General features: G+C 59.1%; 22 protein-coding genes and 2 pseudogenes. 12 read left to right on the forward strand and 12 right to left on the reverse strand.

Annotated features, from left to right (window positions below; translation table 11 throughout):
* From ACO6VD_RS21255 to ACO6VD_RS21265, 3 genes are all read left to right on the forward strand, one after another.
* A partial coding sequence (locus ACO6VD_RS21255) for an IS3 family transposase (protein ID WP_422421893.1) occupies window positions 1–554 on the forward strand: 554 nt, incomplete at its 5' end.
* Between the two features lie 230 nt (window positions 555–784).
* The gene (locus tag ACO6VD_RS21260; protein ID WP_422421895.1) at window positions 785–1525 is read left to right on the forward strand and encodes a phytanoyl-CoA dioxygenase family protein; all 741 of its coding nucleotides are present in this window, start codon (window positions 785–787) and stop codon (window positions 1523–1525) included.
* Window positions 1526–1600: 75 nt separating this feature from the next.
* Window positions 1601–2347 carry a TylF/MycF/NovP-related O-methyltransferase gene (locus ACO6VD_RS21265; RefSeq protein ID WP_422421896.1) on the forward strand — a complete coding sequence of 249 codons (747 nt, stop codon included), beginning with the start codon at window positions 1601–1603 and terminating at the stop codon, window positions 2345–2347.
* 158 nt (window positions 2348–2505) lie between these two features.
* Here ACO6VD_RS21265 and ACO6VD_RS21270 read toward each other — a convergent pair whose 3' ends face one another.
* The gene (locus tag ACO6VD_RS21270; RefSeq protein ID WP_422421898.1) at window positions 2506–2745 is read right to left on the reverse strand and encodes a type II toxin-antitoxin system RelB/DinJ family antitoxin; all 240 of its coding nucleotides are present in this window, start codon (window positions 2743–2745) and stop codon (window positions 2506–2508) included.
* Window positions 2746–2961: 216 nt separating this feature from the next.
* Between ACO6VD_RS21270 and ACO6VD_RS21275 the strand changes: the two genes are divergently transcribed.
* From ACO6VD_RS21275 to ACO6VD_RS21285, 3 genes are all read left to right on the forward strand, one after another.
* Window positions 2962–3474 (forward strand): RNA polymerase sigma factor, encoded by a 513-nt coding sequence (locus ACO6VD_RS21275; protein WP_422421900.1) that lies wholly within the window; start codon window positions 2962–2964, stop codon window positions 3472–3474.
* Complete coding sequence (locus ACO6VD_RS21280; protein ID WP_422421901.1) at window positions 3475–4443, forward strand: FecR family protein; 969 nt, start codon at window positions 3475–3477, stop codon at window positions 4441–4443.
* Between the two features lie 94 nt (window positions 4444–4537).
* Window positions 4538–7006: a TonB-dependent siderophore receptor gene (locus tag ACO6VD_RS21285; RefSeq protein WP_422421903.1), complete on the forward strand. Its 2469-nt coding sequence runs from the start codon at window positions 4538–4540 to the stop codon at window positions 7004–7006.
* A 118-nt stretch (window positions 7007–7124) separates the two neighbouring features.
* On the opposite strand, the gene ACO6VD_RS21290 is transcribed toward ACO6VD_RS21285, so the two are convergent.
* From ACO6VD_RS21290 to ACO6VD_RS21300, 3 genes are all read right to left on the reverse strand, one after another.
* Window positions 7125–7532, reverse strand: a complete 408-nt coding sequence (locus ACO6VD_RS21290) for a type II toxin-antitoxin system HicB family antitoxin (protein ID WP_422421905.1) — start codon at window positions 7530–7532, stop codon at window positions 7125–7127.
* Window positions 7533–7545: 13 nt separating this feature from the next.
* Window positions 7546–7725, reverse strand: a complete 180-nt coding sequence (locus ACO6VD_RS21295; protein WP_157190834.1) for a type II toxin-antitoxin system HicA family toxin — start codon at window positions 7723–7725, stop codon at window positions 7546–7548.
* Between the two features lie 212 nt (window positions 7726–7937).
* Window positions 7938–8198, reverse strand: a complete 261-nt coding sequence (locus ACO6VD_RS21300; protein ID WP_422421908.1) for a DUF6429 family protein — start codon at window positions 8196–8198, stop codon at window positions 7938–7940.
* A gap of 372 nt (window positions 8199–8570) precedes the next feature.
* Here ACO6VD_RS21300 and ACO6VD_RS21305 point away from each other — a divergent pair, with 372 nt between their 5' ends.
* From ACO6VD_RS21305 to ACO6VD_RS21320, 4 genes and pseudogenes are all read left to right on the forward strand, one after another.
* A complete protein-coding gene (locus ACO6VD_RS21305; protein ID WP_422421910.1) occupies window positions 8571–8789 on the forward strand; it encodes a hypothetical protein in 219 nt (72 codons plus the stop codon).
* A gap of 12 nt (window positions 8790–8801) precedes the next feature.
* Window positions 8802–9554, forward strand: a pseudogene (locus ACO6VD_RS21310) (Abi family protein); the annotation flags it as partial.
* Between the two features lie 78 nt (window positions 9555–9632).
* Complete coding sequence (locus tag ACO6VD_RS21315) at window positions 9633–9812, forward strand: hypothetical protein (protein WP_422421911.1); 180 nt, start codon at window positions 9633–9635, stop codon at window positions 9810–9812.
* A 94-nt stretch (window positions 9813–9906) separates the two neighbouring features.
* Window positions 9907–11286, forward strand: coding sequence for an NAD(P)-binding domain-containing protein (locus tag ACO6VD_RS21320; protein WP_422421913.1), 1380 nt, complete (start codon window positions 9907–9909; stop codon window positions 11284–11286).
* On the opposite strand, the gene rfaD is transcribed toward ACO6VD_RS21320, so the two are convergent.
* Together rfaD and ACO6VD_RS21330 are read right to left on the reverse strand one after the other, a co-directional pair.
* The gene (gene rfaD / locus ACO6VD_RS21325; protein ID WP_422421916.1) at window positions 11283–12314 is read right to left on the reverse strand and encodes an ADP-glyceromanno-heptose 6-epimerase; all 1032 of its coding nucleotides are present in this window, start codon (window positions 12312–12314) and stop codon (window positions 11283–11285) included. The two genes, ACO6VD_RS21320 and rfaD, sit on opposite strands and share 4 nt — an antisense overlap.
* A gap of 85 nt (window positions 12315–12399) precedes the next feature.
* Window positions 12400–13581, reverse strand: coding sequence for an MFS transporter (locus tag ACO6VD_RS21330; RefSeq protein WP_422422042.1), 1182 nt, complete (start codon window positions 13579–13581; stop codon window positions 12400–12402).
* Here ACO6VD_RS21330 and ACO6VD_RS21335 point away from each other — a divergent pair.
* Window positions 13575–15041: pseudogene (locus ACO6VD_RS21335) on the forward strand (FMN-binding glutamate synthase family protein); the annotation flags it as partial. The gene ACO6VD_RS21330 and the pseudogene ACO6VD_RS21335 overlap by 7 nt on opposite strands.
* A gap of 29 nt (window positions 15042–15070) precedes the next feature.
* On the opposite strand, the gene ACO6VD_RS21340 reads toward ACO6VD_RS21335, so the two are convergent.
* Both ACO6VD_RS21340 and ACO6VD_RS21345 read right to left on the reverse strand, forming a co-directional pair.
* Window positions 15071–16363 (reverse strand): OprD family porin, encoded by a 1293-nt coding sequence (locus ACO6VD_RS21340; protein ID WP_422421918.1) that lies wholly within the window; start codon window positions 16361–16363, stop codon window positions 15071–15073.
* Window positions 16364–16583: 220 nt separating this feature from the next.
* Window positions 16584–17276 carry a DsbA family protein gene (locus ACO6VD_RS21345; RefSeq protein ID WP_422421919.1) on the reverse strand — a complete coding sequence of 231 codons (693 nt, stop codon included), beginning with the start codon at window positions 17274–17276 and terminating at the stop codon, window positions 16584–16586.
* Between the two features lie 264 nt (window positions 17277–17540).
* Between ACO6VD_RS21345 and ACO6VD_RS21350 the strand changes: the two genes are divergently transcribed.
* Window positions 17541–19643 carry a TonB-dependent receptor gene (locus tag ACO6VD_RS21350; protein ID WP_422421920.1) on the forward strand — a complete coding sequence of 701 codons (2103 nt, stop codon included), beginning with the start codon at window positions 17541–17543 and terminating at the stop codon, window positions 19641–19643.
* Window positions 19644–19669: 26 nt separating this feature from the next.
* Here the strand turns inward: ACO6VD_RS21350 and ACO6VD_RS21355 are convergent, their stop codons facing one another.
* From ACO6VD_RS21355 to ACO6VD_RS21370, 4 genes are all read right to left on the reverse strand, one after another.
* On the reverse strand, window positions 19670–19861 hold the full coding sequence (locus ACO6VD_RS21355; RefSeq protein WP_400170331.1) for a hypothetical protein: 192 nt from the start codon (window positions 19859–19861) through the stop codon (window positions 19670–19672).
* A gap of 183 nt (window positions 19862–20044) precedes the next feature.
* Window positions 20045–21151, reverse strand: coding sequence for an agmatine deiminase (gene aguA / locus ACO6VD_RS21360; RefSeq protein ID WP_422421922.1), 1107 nt, complete (start codon window positions 21149–21151; stop codon window positions 20045–20047).
* 60 nt (window positions 21152–21211) lie between these two features.
* A complete protein-coding gene (aguB, locus tag ACO6VD_RS21365) occupies window positions 21212–22090 on the reverse strand; it encodes an N-carbamoylputrescine amidase (protein ID WP_422421924.1) in 879 nt (292 codons plus the stop codon).
* Between the two features lie 184 nt (window positions 22091–22274).
* Window positions 22275–25181: an aminotransferase gene (locus ACO6VD_RS21370; protein WP_422421926.1), complete on the reverse strand. Its 2907-nt coding sequence runs from the start codon at window positions 25179–25181 to the stop codon at window positions 22275–22277.
* Window positions 25182–25261: the final 80 nt, after the last annotated feature.

The following is a 25261-nucleotide window of genomic DNA, read 5'->3' on the forward strand; positions in this document are numbered from 1 at the left end:
CGGACAGTCGCCACTTCCAGCCTGTCGCACGCAATGTGCTTGACCGTCAGTTTTCGGTACAGAGCGCCAATCCAGCCTGGGTGAGCGACATCACCTACATTTCAACCCGAGAAGGCTGGCTGTACCTGGCGGTGGTCTTGAGCATCCAGACCCGCCAGGTGCTGGGCTACAGCTTGGCGGACAGGATGCCGGATGATTTGGTTGAGCGCGCATTTATCAACGCTTGGAACGCCTGTTTGGGGGTTTCTGGGGTTGTGTTCCATTCCGATCAGGGACGCCAATATACGAGCAGTAAATTTCGCCAAGCATTGGCCGAAAAAGGTTTTACGCAGAGCATGAGCCGCAAAGGAAACTGCTGGGACAATGCCGTCGCTGAAAGCTTTTTCGCTACGCTTAAGAAGGAAGAAGCAAGTGGGGTCTATCAGAGCAAGAGGCTAGCTTATGGGGCAATCGCGAGCTACATCCATGGTTTCTACAACAGCAGTCGGCTGCATTCGGCGTTGGGTTATCGTTCACCGAATGCTTATGCAAAGGGCTTGAAGCAGAAGCCTTAACACCCAGCTTCTTCGCGTCCGCTGCCAAGGGACAGTTCCAGAATTACTCTAAGGTGGCCCCGCTCTGGCAGAGGGCGAGCGCCGCGCTCAAGCTTTCGCCAGGCCTGACGATAAGCTAGTCAACGCGCTGCCGCCGTCTCGATGGCCCATGACCCATCGCCTGCAGGCCCAACGCTGAAGAAAACGAGGCGGCGCAGAGAGTCGCTTGTCCAGGAAGTCGCAGGGGCCTTATGAGTGCTTTTTCGCTTGATTCAGATGGTTTCGAGATTTTTTCGAACGCCATTCCCCAGCCTTACATCTCAGGTATCGAAACGGAACTGCTCGACGTCGCCGCCCAGTTGGCGGGCCAGTCCTTCGCCTCGCTGGACGCGGCCTGGAACCATTTCAAGGCGCATGACCGGGCACTGGGCGGGCTGCTATATAACGCCTTCAAGCGTCTGCCTTCGGTTATGAGCCTGGCCAGTTCCCCCGAGCTGCTGGCGTTGGCCCGTCGGCATGGCGACGTGGCGTCACCGGCGATCATCGATATCAATTGCCGCATCGACTCGTTCGGTGAGGACCGTTTCCTGTTCGACTGGCATCAGGACTACTGGTTTTCGGTGTGTTCGCCGCAATCGCTGGTGGCCTGGGTGCCACTGACGGCGGTGAACCAGCACACCGGCGGCCTGGACCTGATCTCCCATCGGCATACCCAGGGGCGGCTGTACCGGACCCGGCCCGGCGACACCTATGTCACCTATGCCGACTCGGTGCTGCTGGACGAGGCGATTCCGCAGGCGCACGCGCAGTCCATCGAAGGGCTGTGCTGCCCGGGCGATGTGGTGCTGTTCAGGTTCAATACGCTGCACAAGTCACGGCCGGTCGCGTCCGCGCAACACTCGCGGTTCACCATCCAAATCAGGATTGCCGACTTCGGCAATGCAGAATTCATCAGCCATGCGTTCAAACCCAATGTGGTTTCTTCGTTGTAGTTTTCAAAGTAAAGGTGGTCTATGGCGATCTGGGATCTAACCCCGCATGACGCACCCCTCGAACAGATGTACGGGGTGCAGTCTAACAAAGACAAAAAGTTCTGGAACGAACTGGAAGACATTCAAACCCAGTATCCGCACGGTACGCTGCACACGCTGACGCATTGGCCGGTGTACACCAAGCGGATCCTGATGACGCGTTTCCTGGCTCATTTCGAACTGTTCAAGATGACCGTGGACCTGCCGGGGAGCATCGTCGAGCTCGGCGTTTCGCGTGGCGTGTCGTTCTTCACCTTCCACAAGTTCCTGGAGATCTTCGCGCCCACCGACACCTCCAAGAAAGTCTATGGCTTTGACTCATTCGAAGGCCTGTCCGACTTCAACAGCAAGGATGGCGTGACGGTCAACGATCTGCAGGCCGACAAGAAGTCCGGCGGCTGGTCGGCCGAGTCGGTCGAGGGCGAGATCTTCGCCCTGACCCGGCTGTTCAATGAAGACAACATCCTCGCTCGGGAGCGCTCGCGGCTGATCAAGGGGCGGGTCCAGGACACCCTGGGGCCTTTCCTGGAGGCGACGCCTGGCCTGCGCATCAACCTGCTGCACTTCGACCTGGACCTGTACGAGCCGACGCTGTACACCCTGGAAAAGCTCTGGGACCTGGTGGTGCCGGGCGGCGTGGTGGTGTTCGACGAGTACGGCCTGCCGCCATGGGGTGGCGAGGCGACGGCGTTCGATGAGTTCGTCAAGTCGCGCAACATCAAGGTCACCTTGCGCAAGTTCCCTTGGTGCCTGACGCCAACGGCCTACTGCATCAAAGAGTGACCGTGGTTGAGCGGGCTCTTTGCGGGCCTGCAGTAAAAAAGAGGCTCACCGCAAGGTGGGCCTTTTTTGATTGTGTTTTAGTAACACCGTGCTCATGAGTTCCGAGGCTCAATCCCCCAACCGCTCAACCCTTCAGTGCTCGTGCATCAAACTCAAGGCTATAGGTCATCCAGCGAACGCTTTACCCGCTGAGGTGCAGCAAGACGTTCACGCACCGTGGCGAGCAGGGCCTCATCATCCTCAGTCATCAGCACTGGCTTGAACGGCAACTGGCCGCGCTCTACTACGTACTGCAGCGCTTGGCGCATCAGCTCAGATGGCGTGACGCCCAGCTTTTCAAGTTCGCGGTATGCACGCGCTTTGAGTTCGTCGTCGATACGAACGTTGATAGATGCCATGGCACTGGCCTCACTGTAATGACGTTAGTCTTTACAGTGACCTAAAGCGACTCGATGAGCATGCGCACCTGCAGACATGCCGACGGAGCGCCATGTCCACCGATGACCTTGCTTCTATCCCCGGTGATGACTGGCACGCCATTGCGAATAATTCTCATAATTTGTACTCTACCGCTCCTCACAGTCTTCTCGGCATCGGCCCTTCTGGAGCGCGCTTTGGCTGATAACATGGATCGGTTGTTTCGCCTCTATCACCGCGAGCTCCAGCAGATTGCCTACCGCCGCCTCGGTGATCGCGAGCTGGCTGCCGACCTTACTCAGGATACGTTCGTGCGCTATGTCGGCCTCGACCGTGCAGAGCGAACCCGTGATATCGCCAACCCGCACTTCTTCCTGATCCGCGTGCTGCGCAATCTCATCATCGACTTCACCCGCAGCCGTTCGCGCCGTGGCATTCAGGCTTCGCTGGAGGATGTGCGCGACGAGTTGTTCGACCCCGCACCGGGGCCAGCCGAATTGGTGTTGCTGCGGGAGCAGTTGCGTTTGTTGCACCAGGCGCTGAGTGAGCTTCCTGAAAGCTGTCACCAGGCTCTGTTGCTGAACCGGGTGGAGGGGTTGGGACACGCAGCAATCGCCGAGCGCCTCGGTGTTTCTCCGAGCATGGTCAGCAAATACATCATGCGCGCCCTGCACCATTGCGCCTGCCGTCTGAGCCTGATGGACAACTGAGTGAAAGCACGCCAATCCTCGGCCGCGGCCGACCAGCCCGAGCCCTCGCTGACCCAGCAGGCACTGCAATGGCTGGTCGATCTGCATTCGGGTGACGAGCAAAAGACCGACTGGGAAAGCTACCTGCGCTGGTGCGAAACCTCAGCAGAACATCAACGCGCTGCCCACGCGGCGGAGCAACTGTGGGAGCGCCTCGGCAGCGCCTTGCAACGACCCGCACCACGTTCGCGGCGTATGCCTGTGCTGGGGCTGGTACTAGCGCTCGGGCTAGGCACCGGGTTGACCTGGCAAGGAGGCGAACAGGGCTGGCTGGCGGATCAGCGCACCGGCCTGGGTGAGCGTCGTACCCTACAGTTGCAGGACGGTTCGCGGCTTGAGCTGGCACCGCAAACGCGGGTAGATATCGACCTGGATGGCAACCCGCGCTTGCTGCGTCTGTACAGCGGCGAGCTGTATGTTCAGGTGGCTGCCGATCCGCAGCGACCTTTCGAGGTCGAGGCCGCTGGCGGGCGGATTCGTGCGTTGGGGACCGAATTCGATGTGCGACGCAAGGCTGACGATGTGCATGTTGTGGTCACTGAACATGCCGTGCGTGTCAGCCTGTTGGCCGACGGTACGGCGCAAACGGCTGAAGTTCAGGAAGGTCAGGGCCTGGACTATGGAGCCCATGGCCTGTCCCGGCCTTACGCGGTTGACAAGAGTGCCGAGACCGCCTGGCGGCGTGATCGCCTGGTATTCAATAGCCGCTCGCTGGGCGATGTGCTGGACGAGATGAAGCCTTACCACCCCGGGCTGATCTGGGTCCGCGATGAGTCACTGCGCCAGTTGCCGGTCACCGGCATCGTCGGCACCGATGACCTCGCCGCTCAACTGCAGTTGCTGCAGCAATCCCTGCCTGTGCGGATCCGGCAGTTGCCGTGGCTGACCCTGATCGAGCGGGACAAATCCAAATCGGAGCCATTACGTTAAAAAAACTTTGTCGATCGCTGTCAGCTTTTCGAAGCCTGTCGTCTTTCCCTGTCGAGAGTGATTTTTATTTCGCTGATTTCAGCAGGGGAGCCGTATGCAGCATCTGATTCGACGTACCGCCTTGAGCCTGGCCATCGCCACGGCGACCAGCCTGGGCATGCCAATTACTGTCCTGGCCGCCGAGAGCGCACAGACGATCAGTCGAACCTTCAATATCGCTCCCGGCCCTTTAGACCAAGCTTTGACCCGCTTTGCCGACCAGGCGGGGTTGCGCTTGATGGTTGCCAGCGAGCTGCTGGATGAGCAGAAAAGCGCCGGCCTGCGCGGTCAGTTCACCGCGACCGAGGGCATCGAGCAACTGCTCAAAGGCAGCAAGCTGAAGGCCTCGTTCAATGGCGACATACTGCTGATCGAGAAGCTGCCGACTGCCGGGGATGCGTTGGAGCTCGGGTCAACGCTGATCCAGAGCCAGGGCTTGGGGATGGAGACCGAGAACACCGGATCCTACACCACTGGCGCGGTATCGGTCGGCGGCAAGACGCCCCAGGCGCTGCGCGAAATCCCGCAGTCGGTTTCGGTGATGACCCGGCAGAACATTGAAGACCAGGGCCTGCACAGCGTTGGCCAGGTCCTCAAGCAGACTACCGGCATCACCGTAGTCGGTGGCAACGACAATGATGTGTCGATCTACTCGCGCGGCTTCAAGATCACCAACGTCACCACTGACGGTGGCGCACCCACCATGCGCGATGAGTCGTACCAGTCGCTGCCCGACATGATCCAGTACGACCACATTGAGGTTCTGCGCGGCGCCGATGGCCTGAACTCGGGGACCGGCGAACCTGGCGGCACCATCAACCTGGTGCGCAAGCGTGCGCTGGACCATGCTCAGGTCAAGCTGAGCACCTCGGCTGGCAGTTGGGACAACTATCGCCAGGAAGTCGATGTGACCGGCCCGCTGGGCTTCGACGGCAAGTTACGCGGCCGCTTTGCCGCCGCCTATGAAGACCGTGATTACTTCTACGATAACGCCGACAGCCAGAAGCAAGCGTTCTTCGGCGTGCTGGAAGCGGACCTGACTCCGGATACCCTGCTCACCGTTGGCGGCAGTTACGAAAAGCGTGACATGGACGGCTATTGGGACAATGGCCTGGTTCGCTCCGTCACCGGCGATGACCTGGGCTTTTCGCGCCACACCTCGCTGGCATCCAAATGGTCGGCCGGCAATTCCGAAACCCTCGAAGGCTTCATCAAGGTCGAGCAGAACCTGAACGAGAACTGGAAGGCCGATGCCAGCTACACCTATACGAAATACGACACTCACCACGATCTCGGCCAGGTCGGCCTGAACGCCACCAACGGCACCTACTATTTCCAGCGCACCCTGCGCGAGTTCGAGAACGAACAGAACCTGTTCGCCGCCAATCTGCATGGCACCTTCGAAGCCTTTGGTCGCGAGCATGAACTGGTGATCGGTGCCGACCACGAGAACATCCACAAGTACTACGCCGACTACAGCAGCAACACGCCGAAGATCCCGGTCGACATCTTCAACACCGACATCGGCAGGATGCCCAAGCCGGTCAAACCGACGCTGTGGTACGAGTACCCGGAATGGGACACCAGGAAGACCGGCGGCTACATCACGCTCAAAGCGCGCCTGGCCGATCCACTCAAGCTGATCGTCGGCGCTCGCTACAACGACTATGAAGACACCCAGGTCAGTATCGTGCCGAGCTTCGGTTCAACCTTCGACCTCGGCGGCAAGACCAGCGGCGTGGTCACGCCCTACGGTGGCCTGGTCTATGACCTGAACGACAACTGGTCGGTCTACACCAGCTACGCAGAGATCTTCAAACCGCAGACCAACTACCTGTCTTTCGGCGCACAACAGCTCGAGCCTATCGAAGGCAAGACTTACGAGTTCGGGGTGAAAAGCGCGTTCTACGGCGGTCGCCTGAATTTCTCCAGCTCCGTGTACTACACCAAACGCGAGAACGAAGCGGTGCTGGTGGCGTACGGCGACACGCCTTCCAACAACTGCTGCTACGAAGCCGGCGGCGAGATCGTCAGCCGTGGCTGGGACACCGAGGTCAGCGGCGAGCTGGCCAGCGGCTGGCAGATGTCGGCCGGCTACACCTACAACATCAACGAACAGCGCAAGGCAGGCAACCCGGAAAACAATGGCATGCCATTGAGCAGCCAGACGCCCAAGCATCTGTTCAAGCTCTTCACCACCTATCAGTTGCAGGGTGATCTTGAGCGTTGGAAAGTCGGCCTTGGCGCCAACATCCAGAGCCACAACTACGTCTCCGGCAACGTACGTCTGCGCGGAGACGACGGCTCGCTGAGCCCTAGCACGACGCCGTTCGCCTATATCCAGCCTGGCTATGCGGTGTGGAGCTCCCTGGTCGAGTACCGCATCAACGACAACTGGACCGCGGCCTTGAACGGCAACAACCTGTTCGACAAGAAGTACTACCAGACCATCGGCAGCACAGATCGAGGCAACTGGTACGGCGAGCCGCGCAACTACATGCTGACGTTGCGGGCAGCGTTCTGATAGCAATCCTGCCTGCACAAAAACGCTCGATGCCTACTCTGCATCGGGCGTTTTCATCGCATAGCCAACTCAGGCCAATGCCACCATCCGCTGTAGCTAAAAAGGCCCCCAAGCCTGATCAGGAACTCTGCAGGACCTTCAGCGCAGCCTCTGCCAAAAAGCCTGAGCGGCTCTTCTGTTCTGGATGGTTTTTCACGTAAGCATCGATACGGCTGAGCAAATAGGCTGGCAATGTGATGTTCAGCTTCTCGGCCTTGCCCAGATACTTGCTGATATCAATATCAATCACAGCCCAGGTGCACCCCGCATAGGCCGGGTTGTTCGCATGGGTTGTCACCTTGCTGGCCTTGGGAATCATTTGCCCATCCTGGGCAAGAATCTCCAGATGGCCTTCGATGGCTTCACGCGCCATCGCCATGGCATCGTCCAGATCATCCCCTGCAGAGAAGCAACCCGGAATGTCCGGAACTTCTACTCCCCAGGCGTGACGCTCGTCACCAGGGAGAATCGCAATCGGAAAAAGCATCTCGAAATCCTCATCAGAGCTGGGCTTGTTTCAATATGCTGCTCGCAGTCCTGGCTAACAGATCCTTCTTCGGGTGAGGGATCGTCACCAGCCCAGGTTTAACTGGATGCTTGAAATGGTGGTGACTTCCTCTGATTCTCACCAGATACCAACCATCCGCTTCGATTTGAGCAATGAGCTGTCGGCTATTCATAGTCATCCTTGACCCGCCAGCTAGTGGTTATTATAACCACCAACCTGATTTTATCAACACTATAACCACCATGGGCTGGGTAACCAATCCGCTGAAGGCGGTGGGCGAACAGTATGACAAAGGCGGAGTTTCCCTCTCGTCATGAAGTGCTGCAGCATTTTGCCGTTGCCGCAACCTTGTAATCCCACCTACCGTCTCCCGGTAGCCTGAGGTTAGGTATCCGATTCGGATAGACGCTCCAATTGAGCCCCTACCCCAAACAACCGGTCGGCTATCTCCCGGCCTCGCTCCAGCCCTTCCTCCGTCAACCAAATCGATTTGTTCCTGTTGACCGGGTTGCTGATGAAACCATGTTCATGTAATCGGTTCATGATCTCGAAATCGAACCCTTTCCACGCATTGCCGTCATCGGAACTGAAGGTTGCCAAGAGGGCAAGCACGGCGTCTTCAATCAGCTTTTCATCGTATTCCATGGTCGCTGCTCCGCTCTTATTCAACAGATGTAGTCGAGCTTATGATTGTGAACTCAGGCGTCGGATCGCATCAGGGTGGGACGACTCCGTGCTCTCAAGATCAGGAACTCAACTTCCTGACCGCTCAGCCGCCTTCCGATAAACTTGCTCCCGCTCTCGTTTATCCACCGCGACCGACCCAATGAGCAAGCGCACCTGCAGACATGCCGACGGAGCGCTGATTAGGGGAGTAGTCGTTACAATTTGGCCAATTCTTGGCGTTGACCGTCATCTTCCGACGCCTATAATGCACCCCAACACACCCGCCAAGCCTAGGTTGACAAAGTCAGCATGCTCAAATCGTGCGGGTTTTTTTTGCCTGGAGAAAACTACATGAGGCCATTCGCCAAGCCGGCTCTCAATGTTGAACAGCAATTGGATCTGCTGAAACGACGTGGTCTGCACGTCGCGAATGAGACAAAGGCGCTGCGCTTTCTGGAAGTGGTCACGCTGTTTCGCCTGAGCCCTTATATGCGGCCGTTTCAAGAACAGGATGTGGATCATACGTTCAAGGCTGGCGCGACATTGCGAGAGGTGGTCGATATCTATTGATTCGACGGTCTCTTACGACGTCTGATCATGGATGCCATTGAACGAGTTGAAGTCGCAATCCGAGCGGCCATCAGCAATCACATGTGCCCGCGCCACGGCCCTGACTGGATCGCCTGCCCAGATATGTTCCTGTCTTCATACGCACACGCGGAGCTGTTGAAACCACTAAGGGACCAGCTAAGAAAAGAAGCTCAGAAGCTTCAACGGGAAATTACCAGAGCCGGGCCACAGCCTCATGTCGCTCATCCAAACCGAATCGAGAAGCGGGTAAGAGACAACTACTTTCGTTACTACGGAGCAACCTACAATCACCCGGAACTTCCACCTGCGTGGGCCATTTTGGAGGAGCTGAGCCTGGGGACTGTCTCAACGTTGTACAGAGCCATCGCGAAGAGCGCTGACAAGAAAGCCATTGCTTCCAGATTCTCATTGCCATTCGAAGTACTCGAATCCTGGCTTCATACCCTCACGTTTATTCGCAATTGCTGCGCCCATCACTCACGGTTGTGGAATCGAGAACTTGCGGTTCGGCCCAAGTTGCCCAATGACTGGGCCTTCCCTCCAATTGGCAAGCCCCACCCCCAACCAAACCAGCGTGTGTATGTTGTGTTGACTATGCTGGCATATCTGACTGATCTCATTAGTCCGGACAGCAAATGGACATTACGGGCGGTGGAATTGATGCGGGTTCAAGACGAAAATCGCTTGAAACTCATGGGTTTCCCAGACGAGTGGTGGCTACAACCTCAATGGTCTGACCTGTGAATCTACCTTGTAATCCCACCCCCCATCCGTTATAGCTAAAAAGGCATCCATAACGAAAAGAGGCAGAATCAGCCCATCATGAACGAGACCACACGTATCTTTCGCCCCCAAGGCCCGTTTGCCGCGCTGTTCGGCAAGACGTTCGGGCCCATCACCAACTCGCCCCTCTCGACACTGTTCCACACCCTGTCGATTCCACCTCGCGACGCCCTGCTCGCCCACAAGCGCAAGCGCCCTGTCCCTCCGCCTGCCAGCTGACACCTGAATTTTCCGCTTTCCATTGCCCTCGGCCATGCCGTTCAGGGCTGGAGACGCTTTGCATTTTTTTCAGTGTTTTCTGTCAGGAAATCTTATGACTATTCGTGTTGCCATTATCGGCGCAGGCCCTTCCGGCCTGGCGCAGCTGCATGCCTTTCAATCCGCTCATGCCCAGGGCGCCCCGATGCCTGAAGTGGTCTGTTTCGAGAAGCAGGCCGACTGGGGCGGGATGTGGAATTACACCTGGCGCACCGGGCTGGATGAGCACGGTGAGCCGGTGCACGGCAGTATGTATCGCTACCTGTGGTCGAATGGGCCGAAGGAGTGTCTGGAGTTCGCCGACTACAGTTTCGATGAACATTTCGGCCGGCCGATTTCGTCGTATCCGCCGCGGGAAGTGCTTTGGGATTACATCCAGGGCCGGGTGAAGAAGGCCGGTGTGCGCGATTACATCCGCTTCAACACAGCGGTAAAAGCCGTACGTTTTGATCAGGCCAGCCGCACCTTTACCCTCAACGCCTACGACTACGCCCTCGGCCAGGGTATCGAGCAGGTGTTCGATTATGTGGTGGTGGCCAGCGGGCATTTCTCCACGCCGCATGTACCGGACTTTGCCGGTTTCGAGCGCTTTTCCGGGCGCATTCTGCACGCCCACGATTTTCGCGATGCGCTGGAGTTCAAGGGCAAGGATGTGCTGATTGTCGGCAGCAGCTATTCAGCCGAAGACATCGGTTCGCAGTGTTTCAAGTACGGCGCGCGCTCGATCACCAGCGCCTGGCGTAGCCAGCCGATGGGCTACAAGTGGCCCAAGGGCTGGGAAGAACGGCCGCAACTGCAACAAGTGGAAGGCGACCTGGCGTTTTTTGCCGACGGTTCGAGCAAACGCGTCGATGCGATCATTCTCTGCACCGGTTACCAGCATCACTTCCCGTTCCTGCCGGACGAGCTGACCCTCAAAACCAGCAATCGCCTGTGGCCGTTGGGGCTCTACCAGGGCGTGGTGTGGGAGCAGAACCCGCAGCTGATCTACCTGGGCATGCAGGACCTCTGGTACAGCTTCAACCTGTTCGACGCACAAGCCTGGTTTGCTCGCGATTACATGCTCGGGCGTATCAAGCTGCCGGAGCAAGCAACCATGCAGGCCGACAGCGCCCGCTGGCGTGACGAAGAACAAGCGCTGGAAACCACCGCTTCGATGTACGAATTCCAGGGCCGCTACATCCGCCACCTGATCGAACAGACCGATTACCCGAGTTTCGATATCGACGCCGTGAACCGGATCTTCCTGAAATGGAAGTCGGACAAGAAGCAGGACATCATGGGCTATCGCGACAAGTCCTACCGCTCGGTCATCACCGGAACCGCAGCGGTGCCCCATCACACCCGTTGGCTACAGGCCATGGATGACTCGCTGAGCGAGTACCTGCGCGAGACGTCAGCCAAGGGTGATGTGAAAACCCTGCGTCAGCATTAAGCAGCAGCCGCCTGCCGATAAGGTGCAGGCGGCGGGCTTTCACTCCTCTGTAACCAGTCACAGTAGCGTGCCACACCCTGCTCGACCGTCAGCGTTGGCGCCTGATAACCCGCAGCGCGCAAGCGCTCAAGGTCGGCGCAGGTATAGCACTGGTATTTGCCGCGCAGATGCTCGGGGAATTCGCTGTACTCCAGAATGCCTTCGAGCAAGGCCATTTCCAGCGACAAAGGTGGCTGGTCCTGCTGTTCGGGCAGGCGGTTGATCACGGCCAGCGCTACATCGTTGAACGGCTGGGCACGACCACTGCCGACGTTGAAAATGCCGCTCAGTTGCGGGCGCTCAAGGAAGAACAGGTTGACCTTGACCACATCTTCCACCGAGACGAAATCGCGCAGGTGCCCGCCACTTGGGTAATCACCATAACTACCGAACAGGCTGACTTTGCCATGGGCCTGATACTGGTTGAAGCAGTGCAAGGCCACCGAAGCCATTGCGCCCTTGTGTTGTTCGTGGGGGCCGTAGACGTTGAAGTAACGCAGACCGACGACCTGGCTACGGGCGACAGGCAATTGCCGGCGCACGCGCTGGTCGAAGAGAAATTTGGAATAGCCGTAGACATTCAGGGGCCGCTCACATTCGCGCTGTTCGCGAAAGTCCCTGCCTGCGCCATACACCGCCGCCGATGAGGCGTACAGCAATGGCACCTGCAAGCCTTGGGCAGCTTCGAGCAGGTCGCGGCTGAAGCGGTAGTTGTTGTCCATCATGAAGTGCCCGTCGCCTTCGACGGTGCTCGAGCAGGCGCCCTGGTGCAGCACCGCGCGAACCTTGCCGAACTGGCCGCGGGCAAAACGATCAAGGAAGTCGTCCTTGTCCAGGTAGTCAGCGATCTCGCTGTCGGCCAGGTTGCAGAACTTGTCGCCATCAGTCAGGTCGTCGACAGCGATGATCTCGGTTTCGCCACGCTGGTTGAGGGCTTGTACCAGGTTGCTACCGATAAAGCCGGCAGCACCGGTCACGATAATGGTCATGCCTTGTCCCCCTTTGAGGGTGCAGAGCATTCAGTCTAAAACGGACTAGTTGAACAAAATTTAACCAGGATCAATAAATGACCAGTTAGCATTCCTTCGCCATGACCAGTGATCGGGCACGCCAGCGACCGAATAGTCGCCCCAGGCTCACCAGCCAGTTGAGCAGGGCAATCACCAACAAGGCCGCGAACATCGCCTCGGTACCACCGCTGACGATCAGGTTCCCGGCCAGCCAGGGAAAGCCGAATACCCCAAGAAAGTACGCCAGACTGAATAGCAGCAAGGCTTGTGGGGTGTGCCCGGCCGGCGCCTGGTTCGCCGCCAGGCCATTGATCACCGAATAGTTCAGGCCATAGCCGACGCCCAGTAATGCCGCCGCCAGCAGGTAGCCGAGGTTGCCCTGCACCCACCAGCCCAGCGCCAGCACGGCGAGGACGATAAAGCCCGAAAGCAGGCCCGACGCACGGTAGGCATCGCGCTTGACCACCCAGCCGGCAATCAGCAACCGGCAGCCGATTGCTGCACTCATGAAACCGATGAAGAACAGTGAATAATCCAGACCACGCGCGGCCGCGTAAGAGGTCTGGAAACTGCCCAGGCCACCAAAAATCGCGCCACCAAGACCGACCATGAGAATCGGCCAGCGCGCCGCCGAACCCAGCACTTGAGCGCAGGTGCGCACACTGATGCCGACCCGGCTTGAAGGCTGGCGTGGCTGCCGCGCCAGGTGATTGAACAGCAGCAGACCGCAGATCGCGGCCAATGCGGCAACGTAGAAAGCAGTCTGTACCGGCAGGTGAAAAATGCTGGCGAGTTTTCCCACCAGGGGCCCGGAACCAATGCCGCTCATCATGCTGCCCGACAGCAAGGCGAAACAGTGCGTGCGCCGCTGCGGCGCCACCCGTTCGGCCACCAGAATCGGCCCCAGGGTGTAGAACGCGCCCCAGCCGAGACCCAGCATCAGACCACAAAGCATCAAGCCGCCACCGGTACCGGGCACCAGGGCAAAGCCCAGGCAGGCCGCAACCAGGCACAACGCCGAGAGTGCTATGGCTCGCGCCGAGCCCAGGCGGTCGGCCAGATGACCGCTGCCGAGCACGGCAACCACGGTACTGAGCATGGCCAGGGAGATGATCTGGCCAGCGTCCTGTTCATTGCCGCCACGGGTGCTGACCAGCAGTGACAAGAGAAAGGTCGAACCGTAAGACAACGACAGCAGGTAGCTGGCCAGGCACAGCAGGCCGAAGCCCTTGGCAGCAGGTTCAATACCTGATCGAAACCATCCGCCCGGAAATCCGCCAGTATTTGCTCGAAGGCGACGACGACAAACTGCCGTTCTCGCGTGCTCAACGCTCGCTGGTATATGCACGGGCCAAGAATGAAAGCGCCGAGAAAGCCTTCGGCACCCTCAACGATGTCTATCGGCCCGGCTTCGAGTTCATCAGCCATTCGATGCTGCCGGCAGACACCCCCGATCCTGCCTCATTTCGCATTGCCATCGGTGGCCCGCAGTGTCGCCAGCCCTACTCGGCTTCGATCTTCAATATCTCGGCAATGAGCTTCGGCGCCCTCAGCGCCAACGCCATTGCCGCGCTCAACCAGGGGGCGCGGCTGGGCCGTTTCGCCCACGATACCGGTGAAGGCAGTATCAGCCCGTATCACCGCGAACATGGTGGCGACCTGATCTGGGAAATCGGCAGCGGCTACTTTGGTTGCCGCACCGCAGCAGGGCGTTTTGATCCCAAGCGCTTCGCCGAGCAGGCGCGCGACCCGCAGGTGAAGATGATTGAAGTCAAGCTGAGCCAGGGCGCCAAGCCCGGGCATGGCGGGATTTTGCCCGGGCATAAGGTCAGCAGCGAAATCGCCGCTACGCGTGGGGTGACGGTCGGCGAAGATTGCATCTCACCGGCAGCGCACAGCGCCTTTCGCACACCGATCGAGCTGTTGCAGTTCATCGCGCAATTACGGGAGCTGTCGGGTGGCAAACCGGTGGGCTTCAAGTTCTGTCTGGGCCACCCATGGGAGTTCATGGGCATTGCCAAGGCCATGCTGGTGACCGGTATTGTTCCGGACTTTATCGTTGTCGACGGCAAGGAAGGTGGCACCGGTGCCGCGCCGCGCGAGTTCAGCGACAACATCGGCGTGCCCATGCGTGAAGGCCTGATGTTCGTGCACAACACCCTGGTTGGTCTGAACCTGCGCGACAAGGTACGCATTGGTGCTGGCGGCAAGATTGTCAGTGCATTTGATATCGCCAGCGTGCTGGCCATTGGTGCGGATTGGGTCAACTCGGCACGTGGCTTCATGTTTGCCATTGGCTGCATCCAGTCGCAAAGCTGTCACACCAATAAATGCCCCACCGGCGTGGCCACCCAGGACCCACTGCGACAACGCGCACTGGTAGTACCGGACAAGGCCGAACGGGTTTACAGCTTTCACCGCAATACCTTGCATGCCCTGGCCGAGATGCTTGCCGCCGCCGGTCTTGAGCATCCGTCACAGCTCAAGCCTAAACACCTTGTTCGGCGTATCAGCGCTAGCGAAATCCGCCTGTTTTCACAGTTGCACGTGTTCCTCAAGCCCGGTGAATTGCTCAACGGCCCCATCGACAGCGAGTTCTATGCACGGATGTGGCGGATGGCCCGCAGTGACAGCTTCGAGCCGGAGACCGGCGAGACAACGGCGGTCAAGCCAGCCGTACGCCGTAAACAAACAACCCCGGCCTAGGCCGGGGTTGTTGGAGACACAAGCAGCAATCAGAGGATGCTGATCGGGTACTCGATGAACACGCGGACTTCGTTACCGTCGTCGTTGAGTTCGGCCTGACGCATGCTGGTGTCGGTACGCAGGAACGAGCTACGCAGTTTGACGGAAAGGTCCTTGGCCGGGCCTTCCTGAACTACGTATTTGAACTGGTTGAAGATCTCGCGCTCTTCACCTTCGCCGAAGCCACGGGTGTTGATGTGGTCACCACGCACGTAGGCCAGTTTATAGGTCAGGCCCGGTACACCGAAGGCACCGAAGTCCAGACCGTAGCCCAGCTGCCAGGAACGCTCGTCTTCGTTGTTGAAGTCAGACCAGTAGGAGTTGGCCAGGTAGATGGTCGAACCGCCATCACCCACGCCACCGGCGTTCTGGTAGAAACCGTAGTTGTAGCCGGTGTTACCGGTGCTGCGCTGGTGCGCGAGGGTCACCGAGTGCGGGCCGAAAGCGTAAGTTGCCGCCAGGCTCCAGATGGTGTTGTCGCGACGGTCATCAACGGCGAACTCGCGATCCAGCTTGGTCTTGTAACCGTTGAAATCCAGGGTCAGAGACTGATCAGACGCGAGCGGGTGCACATAGTTGACGCCCAGGTACTGCTTCTTCAGCACGTCTTCAACGTCGGAACCGTACAGGGAGGCCGACAGGTTCTCGGTGAACTTGTAGCTACCACCGAATACGTTGATCGACTTCAGGCCACCGCTATCGCGACCTTCAGCACTTTTACGCGCTTCCTGAGTGAAACGACCAGCGTTCAGCTCCAGGCCCTGGATCTCTTTGGAAGTGATCAGGGTACCGGTGTAGCTTTCTGGCAACAGACGGCCATCGTCGTACTGCAGCACTGGCAGTTCCGGCATCTGGTCGCCGTACTTCAGTACAGTGTTGGAGACGCGGAATTTGACCGCAGCGCCACCACGAGCGAGGTTGTGCGGGGAGTTCTGCTGGTTGCTTGGCGAGTCGCCATCAGCCGGCTTGAAGAAGTCGATACCGGCGCCGCCGTTATGACCTTTACCGCCGTCCAGACGCACAGCGTACAGACCGAAAGCATCCACACCGACACCAACGGTGCCCTGGGTGTAGCCGGAGGAGAACTTGCCGATGAAGGCCTGGCCCCATTCGCGCTGGTCGTTGGTGTCGTGCTTCTTGTCGCGGTTGATGAAAGCGTTGCGCAGCAAAAGGCTGGCACTGCTGTCTTCGATGAAGCCCTTTGAAGAGGCCTGGTCATTGGCCGATGCCTGAGTCGCTGCCATAAGCCCCAGCGCGATCAAGCTGATCCTGGTTTTGAACATTTTATTTTCCTTATTACGTAGTCAAATACGCGCTGCGGCCTACGCCAGAACCACGCCCCCTGCGTGGGTTGACGCTCGCGGGTCAGAAAATAAAAAGCCCGCCTGCGAGTGATCGCAGCGGGCCTTTTATTCTGGACTCTTGGCCTATGGGCCGACAGGCGTTGACCGAATCCTATCCGTGTGCGGATCAACATGTCAAAATTTCGTGAAATTACCCTGTTTATTGAGCCAGATCGCAGCCGTCCAATGCACAAAATGCCGCAGGGGGCGTTTTGCTCAAGTGTTGTTCAGACGCCTTATCCAGCCATTGGCCGAACCGCTCGGGCTTGCCCAGGAACGGGCCAATATCGATCACCTGCAGTTGCCCCTCACGCTCCAGCACCAGCGTCGGATAACCCTGCCCACCGACACTGGCGAGCAGCGCCCGGCTGGTGCGCATATGGCGTTCGCTATCGACCTGGGCAATGGCTGCATTGAAGGCAGGCAGTGCCAGGCCAAGTTCGCCTGCGACAACCTGCAGCACTTCGTGGTCAGCGATGCGACGACCTTCTACATAGTGCGCCTGCTGCAGCCGCGCCAGCATCTCCAGCCCTCGCCCGGCCATTTGCTCAGCCGCGAGGATCGCCGCAATCGGTGGCTGTGAATCGAATACCGCGCTGTGGTCGCGCAGCAACCCCTCGAAGTAACCCTCGCCAAACGGCTGCCCGGTGTACTCGGCGATGCGCCGGTCGTGGGGGATGACGAAATCACGCAGCTGTGCCGACACCTTCTGCCGATTCGCTCCCGCCATCATTCCACCACCGTGCAATACCACCGGCAGGCGTGTACTCGCGGCATGAATCAAGGGTTCGGCACCGTAGCACCAGCCGCACAGAGGGTCGAAAACATAGTGAAGGGTCAGTTGGGCAGACATCGGGTTCTCCGGACAACGCTAAAACAGTGCCCGCAGGTTATGCCGGTTACTACATAGGAAAAACGCTGCTATCAGTGCAGCTTTATTGTCAAAAACAGATCAAATATGGATCCAATTCAAGGATTTACATCCAAGAAACATATTGAAACATTAATATGTAACAGCAAATGAGAAACAATTAACGCAAGTAAATGGCAAGCATTATCATCCGCGCAAAATTCTCATACCACTTTTGTCTACTACTCAAACCCTGCGGATGTCCTCATGCCTGCCCCCTGCCGCCTGTCACCCTTGACCCTGGGTGTCTCCCTGTTTCTCAGTTCCGGACTGGCGCTAGCTGCCACTACCACCCTCCCCGAGCTTGCGGTTAACGCTGAAAGTGACCGTGATCGCGATGATCCACGGGTGAAGGAAGTCAGCACCGCTACCCGCACCTCCACCCCTGCACGCTACGTGCCTCAGGCAATCGACTCGGTGAAGACCAGCAACGTCCTGGACTACGGCAGCAACGACCTGGGCAAGGCATTGAGCGGCATTCCCAACGTCAGCACCGGTGCCGACACCCGCTTCGACAGCGTACGCATCCGCGGTTTCGATGCCAGTAACGACTTCTACCTCGACGGTATCCGCGACGACAGCCAATACGTGCGTGACCTGCATAACATCGAGCGGGTTGAAGTACTCAAGGGCCCGGCTGCCGTGCTTTACGGCCGTGGCAGTCAAGGCGGCATCGTCAACCGCGTGAGCAAGCTGCCAGAAGCCGGCCGGCGCTCGACCATCGAAGCCCAGGGCGGCAGCGAAGACCTGCGCAGCCTGTACGCCGATCTCAGCGCCGACCCGTCGGAGAACATCAGCCTGCGCCTGAACATGGGTAACCAGGATAACAACAGCTTCCGTGATGGCATCGACGGCAGCCGCCAGTTGTTCGCCCCGTCCATGAGCTGGCAGCTGACCCCGGACCTCAACTGGTTGGTGCAGTACGAGTACAGCCGTTACAACCGTACCCCTGATCGCGGCATCCCCAGCGTCAACGGCCGCCCGGCCGATGTCAGCCGCAGCACCACCTACGGTGACACCCAGCGCGACTTCATCGACGACAAAGCGCAGTCGCTGCGCTCGCGCCTGAACTACCAGCTCAGCGACAACTGGCAGGTGCGTCATACGCTGGGCCTGTTCAAGCTCAACAGCGATTTCGACAACACCTACCAGACCGGCTACAACGCCAAAACCAACCAGGTTACCCGCCAGCGCTGGCAGCAAGACCTGAACACCCGCAACCTGTTCAACAACCTGGAACTGGAAGGCAACTTCGACACCTTTGGCCTGCAGCACACCCTGCTGACCGGCCTTGAGTTCGGCAACCAGCGTCGTGACCCACTGCTCTACAACGCAGCGACCAAGGGGCCCGATGCCAGACCGGTGCCAAGCGTTGACCTGTACAACCCCAACCGCGATTTGCAGCACACCGGTGCAATGGCGGTGTCCAGCAACAACCACACCGTGGTCGATAGCCGTGGCCTGTACATCCAGGATCAACTGCGCCTGAACGATCAGTGGCAAGTATTGGCCGGTGTGCGTTTTGACCAGTTCGACGTGGAGACCACCAACAAGCTCAAGGGCATTTCCGAGAAGCAGGACAGCAACAGCACCAGCCCACGCCTGGGTGTGGTCTATTCACCCTGGAAAGAGCACTCCCTCTACGCCTCCTGGAGCAAGACCTTCTCGCCGGTGGGTGGCGGTTTGATCGGTATCACCCCGGGCGCCGCTGGCAACAGCAATGAAACCAGCCCGGAAGAAACCCGGCAGAAGGAAGTCGGGATCAAGAGCGACTGGCTCGACGAGCGTCTGAGCACCACCCTGGCAGTCTACGAGCTTGAACTCTACAACCGCCGCACCAGCGACCCGAACAACCCGGGCATCACCCTGCTGACCGGCCTGCAGCGCTCACGTGGTGTGGAGCTGACGGCGACCGGCAACATCGTTGGCAATTGGTATGTGCGTGGCGGTATCGGTATTCAGGATGCCACTATCGTCGAGGACAACAATGGCCAGGAAGGTAATCGAGTGAGCAACGTCGCCAAGCGTAATGGCAGCCTGTTCGTCACCTGGAAACCGGAGATGGGCTGGTATGGCGAGACCGGCCTGACCCTGGTCGGCGAACGCTATGCCGACAACCAGAACACCGCGGTATTGCCTGGCTACGGACGATGGGACGCCCTGGCCGGTTTCCGTACCAAGGACTGGGACCTGCGCGCGGCGCTGAACAACATTACCGACAAAACCTACTACAGCTCGGCGACCAGCGCCGCGCAGATCCAGTTTGGTGATCCGCGCAGCCTGGTGGTTACGGGTACTTACAGCTTCTGATAGCGGGAGCTTGACGCTCCCACCAGTCAGCCACCGAGCAGGGCTTCAAGCTCTGCTTCGGTGATCAGCCCCGCCGGGTAACGCGCCATCACCGAACGACGCTGATCGGACTTCCTGCCCCGGATTGCTCCATGGTGTTTCAACCACTGCGCCACACGCTGGAGTGACTTGTAGTTCATTGCTGATGCGGGCGAAGCCGGCTCACTTACTGCATTCATTTCGACACGTACTCCCCTGGGCCGTGAGCGGCTAACCTACTCAAACTTTGTGACAGAAAAACGCTGCCCTATCTGTTTGAAATACAATGCAAAACAAATACAAGAGGTGTGCCAGCGCACACGCCGATTGTCGACCGCCCATAAAAAAACCCGTCCGAAGACGGGTTTTATTTTTGTGTGAACTCAGCCCTTGAACGGAGCCGGTTGCTGCTGGGTCAGGCAGTGGATATTGCCGCCACCCAAAAGCATCTCGCGTCCCGGAATCATCACCACTTCATGGTCGGGGAAAACCCGAGCCAGAATCGCTCTAGCCTCGGCATCTGCCGGATCGTCGAAGCTCGGCGCAATGATGCCGCCGTTGACGATCAGGAAGTTGACGTAGGAGCCAGCCAGGCGAACCGACGGGTTACGCTCCTGGCTACCGGCCACTGGATCGACGCCTGCGCACTCTTCTTCAGTGGCAAACAGCGGACCCGGGATCGGCATCTTGTGCACGGTAAACGTGCGCCCTTTGGCATCGCGGCTGTTCTGCAGCACTTCGAGTGCGGCGTGGCAGCGTGCGTAGTTGGGGTCTTGCGGATCATCTGTCCAGGCCAGTAACACTTCACCCGGGCGTACGTAACAACAGAAGTTGTCGACGTGGCCATCGGTCTCGTCGTTGTACAGGCCATCGGGCAGCCAGATGATGGTGTCCACCGCCAGGTGATCACGCAGCACCGCTTCAATCTGCTCGCGATCGAGGTGCGGGTTGCGGTTGTGGTTGAGCAGGCATTCTTCGGTGGTGATCAGGGTGCCTTCACCATCAACGTGGATCGAGCCGCCTTCAAGCACAAAGCCTTCGGTGTGGTAACGCTGGCAGCGTTCCATCTCGAGAACCTTGCTGGCCACTTGCTCATCACGGTTCCACGGCGCATACAGGCCACCTTCGAAGCCACCCCAGGCATTGAAGCCCCAGTCGACGCCACGGACTTCGCCGCTGTTATTGATGACGAAGGTCGGGCCGGTGTCACGCACCCAGGCATCGTCGTTGCTGATTTCCACCACACGCACGTTCGGCACATCCAGACGGGCGCGAGCGTTATCGTACTGGGCAGCCGAGACAGCCACGGTTACCGGTTGGAAACGGGCGATGGCCTTGGCCAGCGTCACGTGTGCGGCTTGTACCGGTTTGCCGCCCAGGCGCCAGTTGTCCGGACGCTCGGGCCAGACCATCCATACCTGGGTTTGCGGCGCCCATTCGGCAGGCATGTAGAAGCCGTCGGCGCGTGGGGTGCTGGTCAGGGTCTTCATGAGTAAACCTTTGCAGTGTCCGCTGCGGGCAGCAAAGCCCGCAGCGAGGTCATTGAACGATCAGGATTCCAGCGCGCCATCGAGGCTTTTCACCGGGCCGTACAGGTTCGGACGGCGGTCACGGAAAGTGCCCCAGGCGCTGCGGATGTGCTCCAGTTTGTCGAGGTCGAAAGTATGCACCAGCACACCCTCTTCGGTCTCGTTGAGCTCCTCGACTTTTTCGCCGAACTGGTTGGCGATGAACGACGAGCCGTAGAAGGTGATGTCGTAGCCGTCCTGCTCTTCGTTACCGATACGGTTGCTGGCGATCAGCGGCATCAGGTTGGCGCCGGCATGGCCCTGCTGCACACGCTGCCAGTGGTCTCGCGAGGAAATGCTCTTGTCGTGCGGCTCGCTGCCAATCGCGGTCGGGTAGAACAGTACTTCAGCACCGAGCAAGGCCATGCTGCGCGCGCACTCCGGGAACCACTGGTCCCAGCAGATGCCAACGCCGATCTTGGCGTAGCGGGTCTGCCAGACCTTGAAGCCGGTGTCGCCCGGGTTGAAGTAATACTTTTCGTGGTAGCCAGGGCCATCCGGAATGTGGGTCTTGCGGTACACACCGAGGTTGCTGCCGTCGGCATCGATGATCGCGATGCTGTTGAAGCGCGCGCGCCCGGCCAGTTCGAAAAAGCTGATAGGCAACACCACCTGCAGTTCTTTGGCCAGCGCCTGGAAGTGTTCGATAGCCGCGTTGGTTTCGACTGGAGTGGCCAGTTGCAGGTAATCCGGATTCGGCTTCTGGCAGAAGTACGGAGTTTCGAACAACTCCTGGATCAGGATGATCTGTGCGCCCTTGGCCGCCGCTTCGCGGACCAGTTTTTCGGCAGTGGCCAGGTTGTCCTGACGATCCCAAGAGCACGCCATCTGGGTGGCGGCGACGGTAACGGTGCGGCTCATGAAAACCTCTCGAAAGATGACTGGGCGTACTGACCGTGCAGACGACCGATGACAGATTGCAGGGGTAATGAGCCACTTTATATCCGATAAATATCGACTTTAAAAGCGACAAAATAAAAATATCGGCCACAAAAAAGCCGGTTAATCCGATAACAATCGGATTAACCGGCTATCAGCCCACGTGCTAGAGCGCTTCGGACAACACCCTGTCGATGCTGTCGACAAAGTAATCCACGCTCTCGCGGGTCGTGCACATCGGCGGCTTGATCTTGAGGATGTTCAGGTAGTCACCGGTTGGCTGCATGAAGATCCCCAGGTCGCGCAAGCGGTTGCACAAGGTGGTGGTTTCTTCGCTGGCCGGTTCCAGAGTGGTGCGGTCGCGCACCAGTTCCAGGCCCAGGTAAAAGCCCGAACCGTGCACCGCACCGGCTAGCGGATGTTTATCGACCAAATGCTGCAGGCGTGCCTTGAAGTAGCGGCCAACGTCACGGGCGTTGTCCCACAAGCCCTCTTCCTTCATCACGTCCAGCACGGCGATGCCGATCCGGCAGCTGACCGGGCTGCCACCGGCAGACGAGAAAAAGTAACCCTGGGCTTCCAGCGCCTCGGCGATTTCGCGGCGGGTGATCACCACACCCAATGGCTGACCATTGCCCATGCCTTTGGCCATGGTAATGATATCCGGCACCACACCCTGTTGCTCGAAGCCCCAGAAATACTCACCAAGCCGACCGTAGCCGACCTGCACTTCATCGGCGATGCACACGCCACCGGCAGCGCGGACTTTGGCGTAGGCCTGCTGCAAGTAACCCGGTGGCAGCGAGATGCCGCCAGCGTTGCCATAGACCGGCTCGCAAATGAAGCCGGCCAGTTGCCGTTGCTCGCCAGCCAGGGCATCAAGCTTGGCATCGACATCGCGCAGATAGTCGGCGGTGCTTCCTTCACCGCGATAGGCGCCACGATAGGTATTCGGTGCAATCACCGGGTGCACCCATTCCGGCCTGGTGCTCAGCGCCTGCGGGTTATCGGCTATCGAGGTGGAAATCGCATCGGTGGCCACCGACCAGCCGTGATAGGCCTCCAGCACACTCAATAGATCGCGGCCGCCGCTGTAGGCCCATGCCAGGCGAATCGCCAGATCGTTAGCCTCTGTGCCGCTGTTGACCAGGAACACCCGGTCCATTGAGTCGGGGGCCAGCTCGAGCAGGCGCTCGGAAAACTCGGCAATGGCTGCGTAATGGAAACGTGAGTTGGTGTTCACCAGCGACCATTGCCGGGCTGCCTCGCTGGCCATGCGCGGATGGCCATGGCCGAGCACCGCGACATTGTTGAGCATGTCCAGGTACGAGCGACCCTGCATGTCGATCAGGTAGTTGCGCCAGCCGCGTTCGATATGCGGTGGCTGCTCGTAGTAGTGCTTTTGCGAGCGGGCAAAGCTGGCGTCGCGGCGTGCCAGCAGTTGCTGGGCATCGACCAGTGGTTCGGCGTCACAGGGGAAGCCGAGCACTGCCTGTGGCGATGGACACAACGACGTCCATGCGGCGGCCCGTGAAGGCACCACGAAAGCAGGCGGATACAGATCCGCGACGCGGCATAGCTGGATGCGCAACACTCCGTCCGTCTGCCCCAGGCGCTGCCCTTGGTTCAAGTGTGCGCCGGCGTCAGGCGCATCATCCACCCCGCGCAACCAGAGGCTGCAGTGTTCGCCTTTCAGACAGCCCTGGCCTTCTGCCGTGTGTACCCAGACACCCGCCCAAGGCGCCTGCAACTCGGTGCCCGCGGCCACCTGTAGCTCGACATGCAACGCAAAGGTATGCGGCTCCAGCGGGTTGTCGATATGGGTTTGCGACAGACGATACTCACCGTAGAGCGAACAGGCTGCACCTTGTGCGCCAGCCTGCTCACGCAACAGTTGCTGGTCGATACCGGGTTGTTCCCAGTTGCCAGCCTGCAAGTGATTGCTCAACACACCCAGATCCACCGGGGTAACGGTGCCGCCCTGCAAGCCAGGCAGCAGTAGGCTTGCCTGCAACGGCAAGGTGCCTGGTTCGAAGCCGGCGACCTGTAGAATCGCAGCTTCCATCAGCTCGAACGGAACACTGGTCGCGACGTCAAAGATCTCCCATTCGTGAGTCAGGTTGTCGCGAATATAGCCATTACCCGGATCGACACTCAGTTGCTGCTCGCTGCTGAGCACCAGCACGGCGGCGCGCGCAACGATCATCGGCCAAAGGGCCTTGAGCTCGGCTTCGCTCAGCGGATTAAGCGCATGGTAGGCCTGGACGGCAGGCAGAATGCGCAGCGGATCGCCCTCGGCATGATGCAGCAAGGCGGCGCAGGTTACCGACAGGTCGGCTATACGCCAGGTATGCAGCAGGTCACCGAAATCGATGACCCCTTGCAGCTGCCATTGCCGCTGCTCATCCCGCTGCCAGACAGCGTTGTCATCGGTGATGTCCAGATGCACCGCCTGCATCGGCAACTGCTCGAGCAACGGTTGCAGGCGCTGTTCGGCCTTGCCAGTGGCTGCCAGCAGTTGCGCCTTGCGCGGCTCGTCGGTGAGCACCGGCGACAGGTGCGCAATCAGCGCCGGGGCATGCCGTGGGTCCCACTGCAAGGTGCGCTCAAGCCCGGGATGGGTGAAACCGGCCAGCGCCTGATCGATACGGGCGCAGAGCCTGCCCAGCTCGGCGATCAACTGCGGCTCCATGTACTTGAGGCGGGTCAGCGATTGCCCCTCTATGTACTCGAGCAGACGTACCCGCAGCGGCTGGCCGTCCAGTTCCAGGGCCAGCAGTTGCTCACCAGACCCTGCCGCTATCACGGCGGGCACCGGTAACCCGCGCTCATGTAAGTAACTCAGGGCGGCGTGCTGGGCCTCGAGTTCGACAACGGTATAATCGCCGTGACAGATTTTCAGCACATAGCGTCCCTCGGCGCTATCGACACGAAAGTTCAAGTCTTGCTGACTGCCTAACGGTTGCAACGAGCCACTCAGCCCGTAGCGCTCCTGCAACACCTGCAGCGCTTGCGGCTCGCTGACGTCGGGACAAGGCTGGCTGGAGCGGTGAAGCAAGGTATTGAGCGGCATGATGGGACCTCATTTTTTTGTTGCTTATATCGCCACTGCTTCAGCCGATAAGCAAGTACGGCAGGGAAAAAGCGATGAAC

The sequence above is a fragment of the Pseudomonas sp. GZD-222 genome, from assembly GCF_049310525.1.
GTDB lineage: Bacteria > Pseudomonadota > Gammaproteobacteria > Pseudomonadales > Pseudomonadaceae > Aquipseudomonas.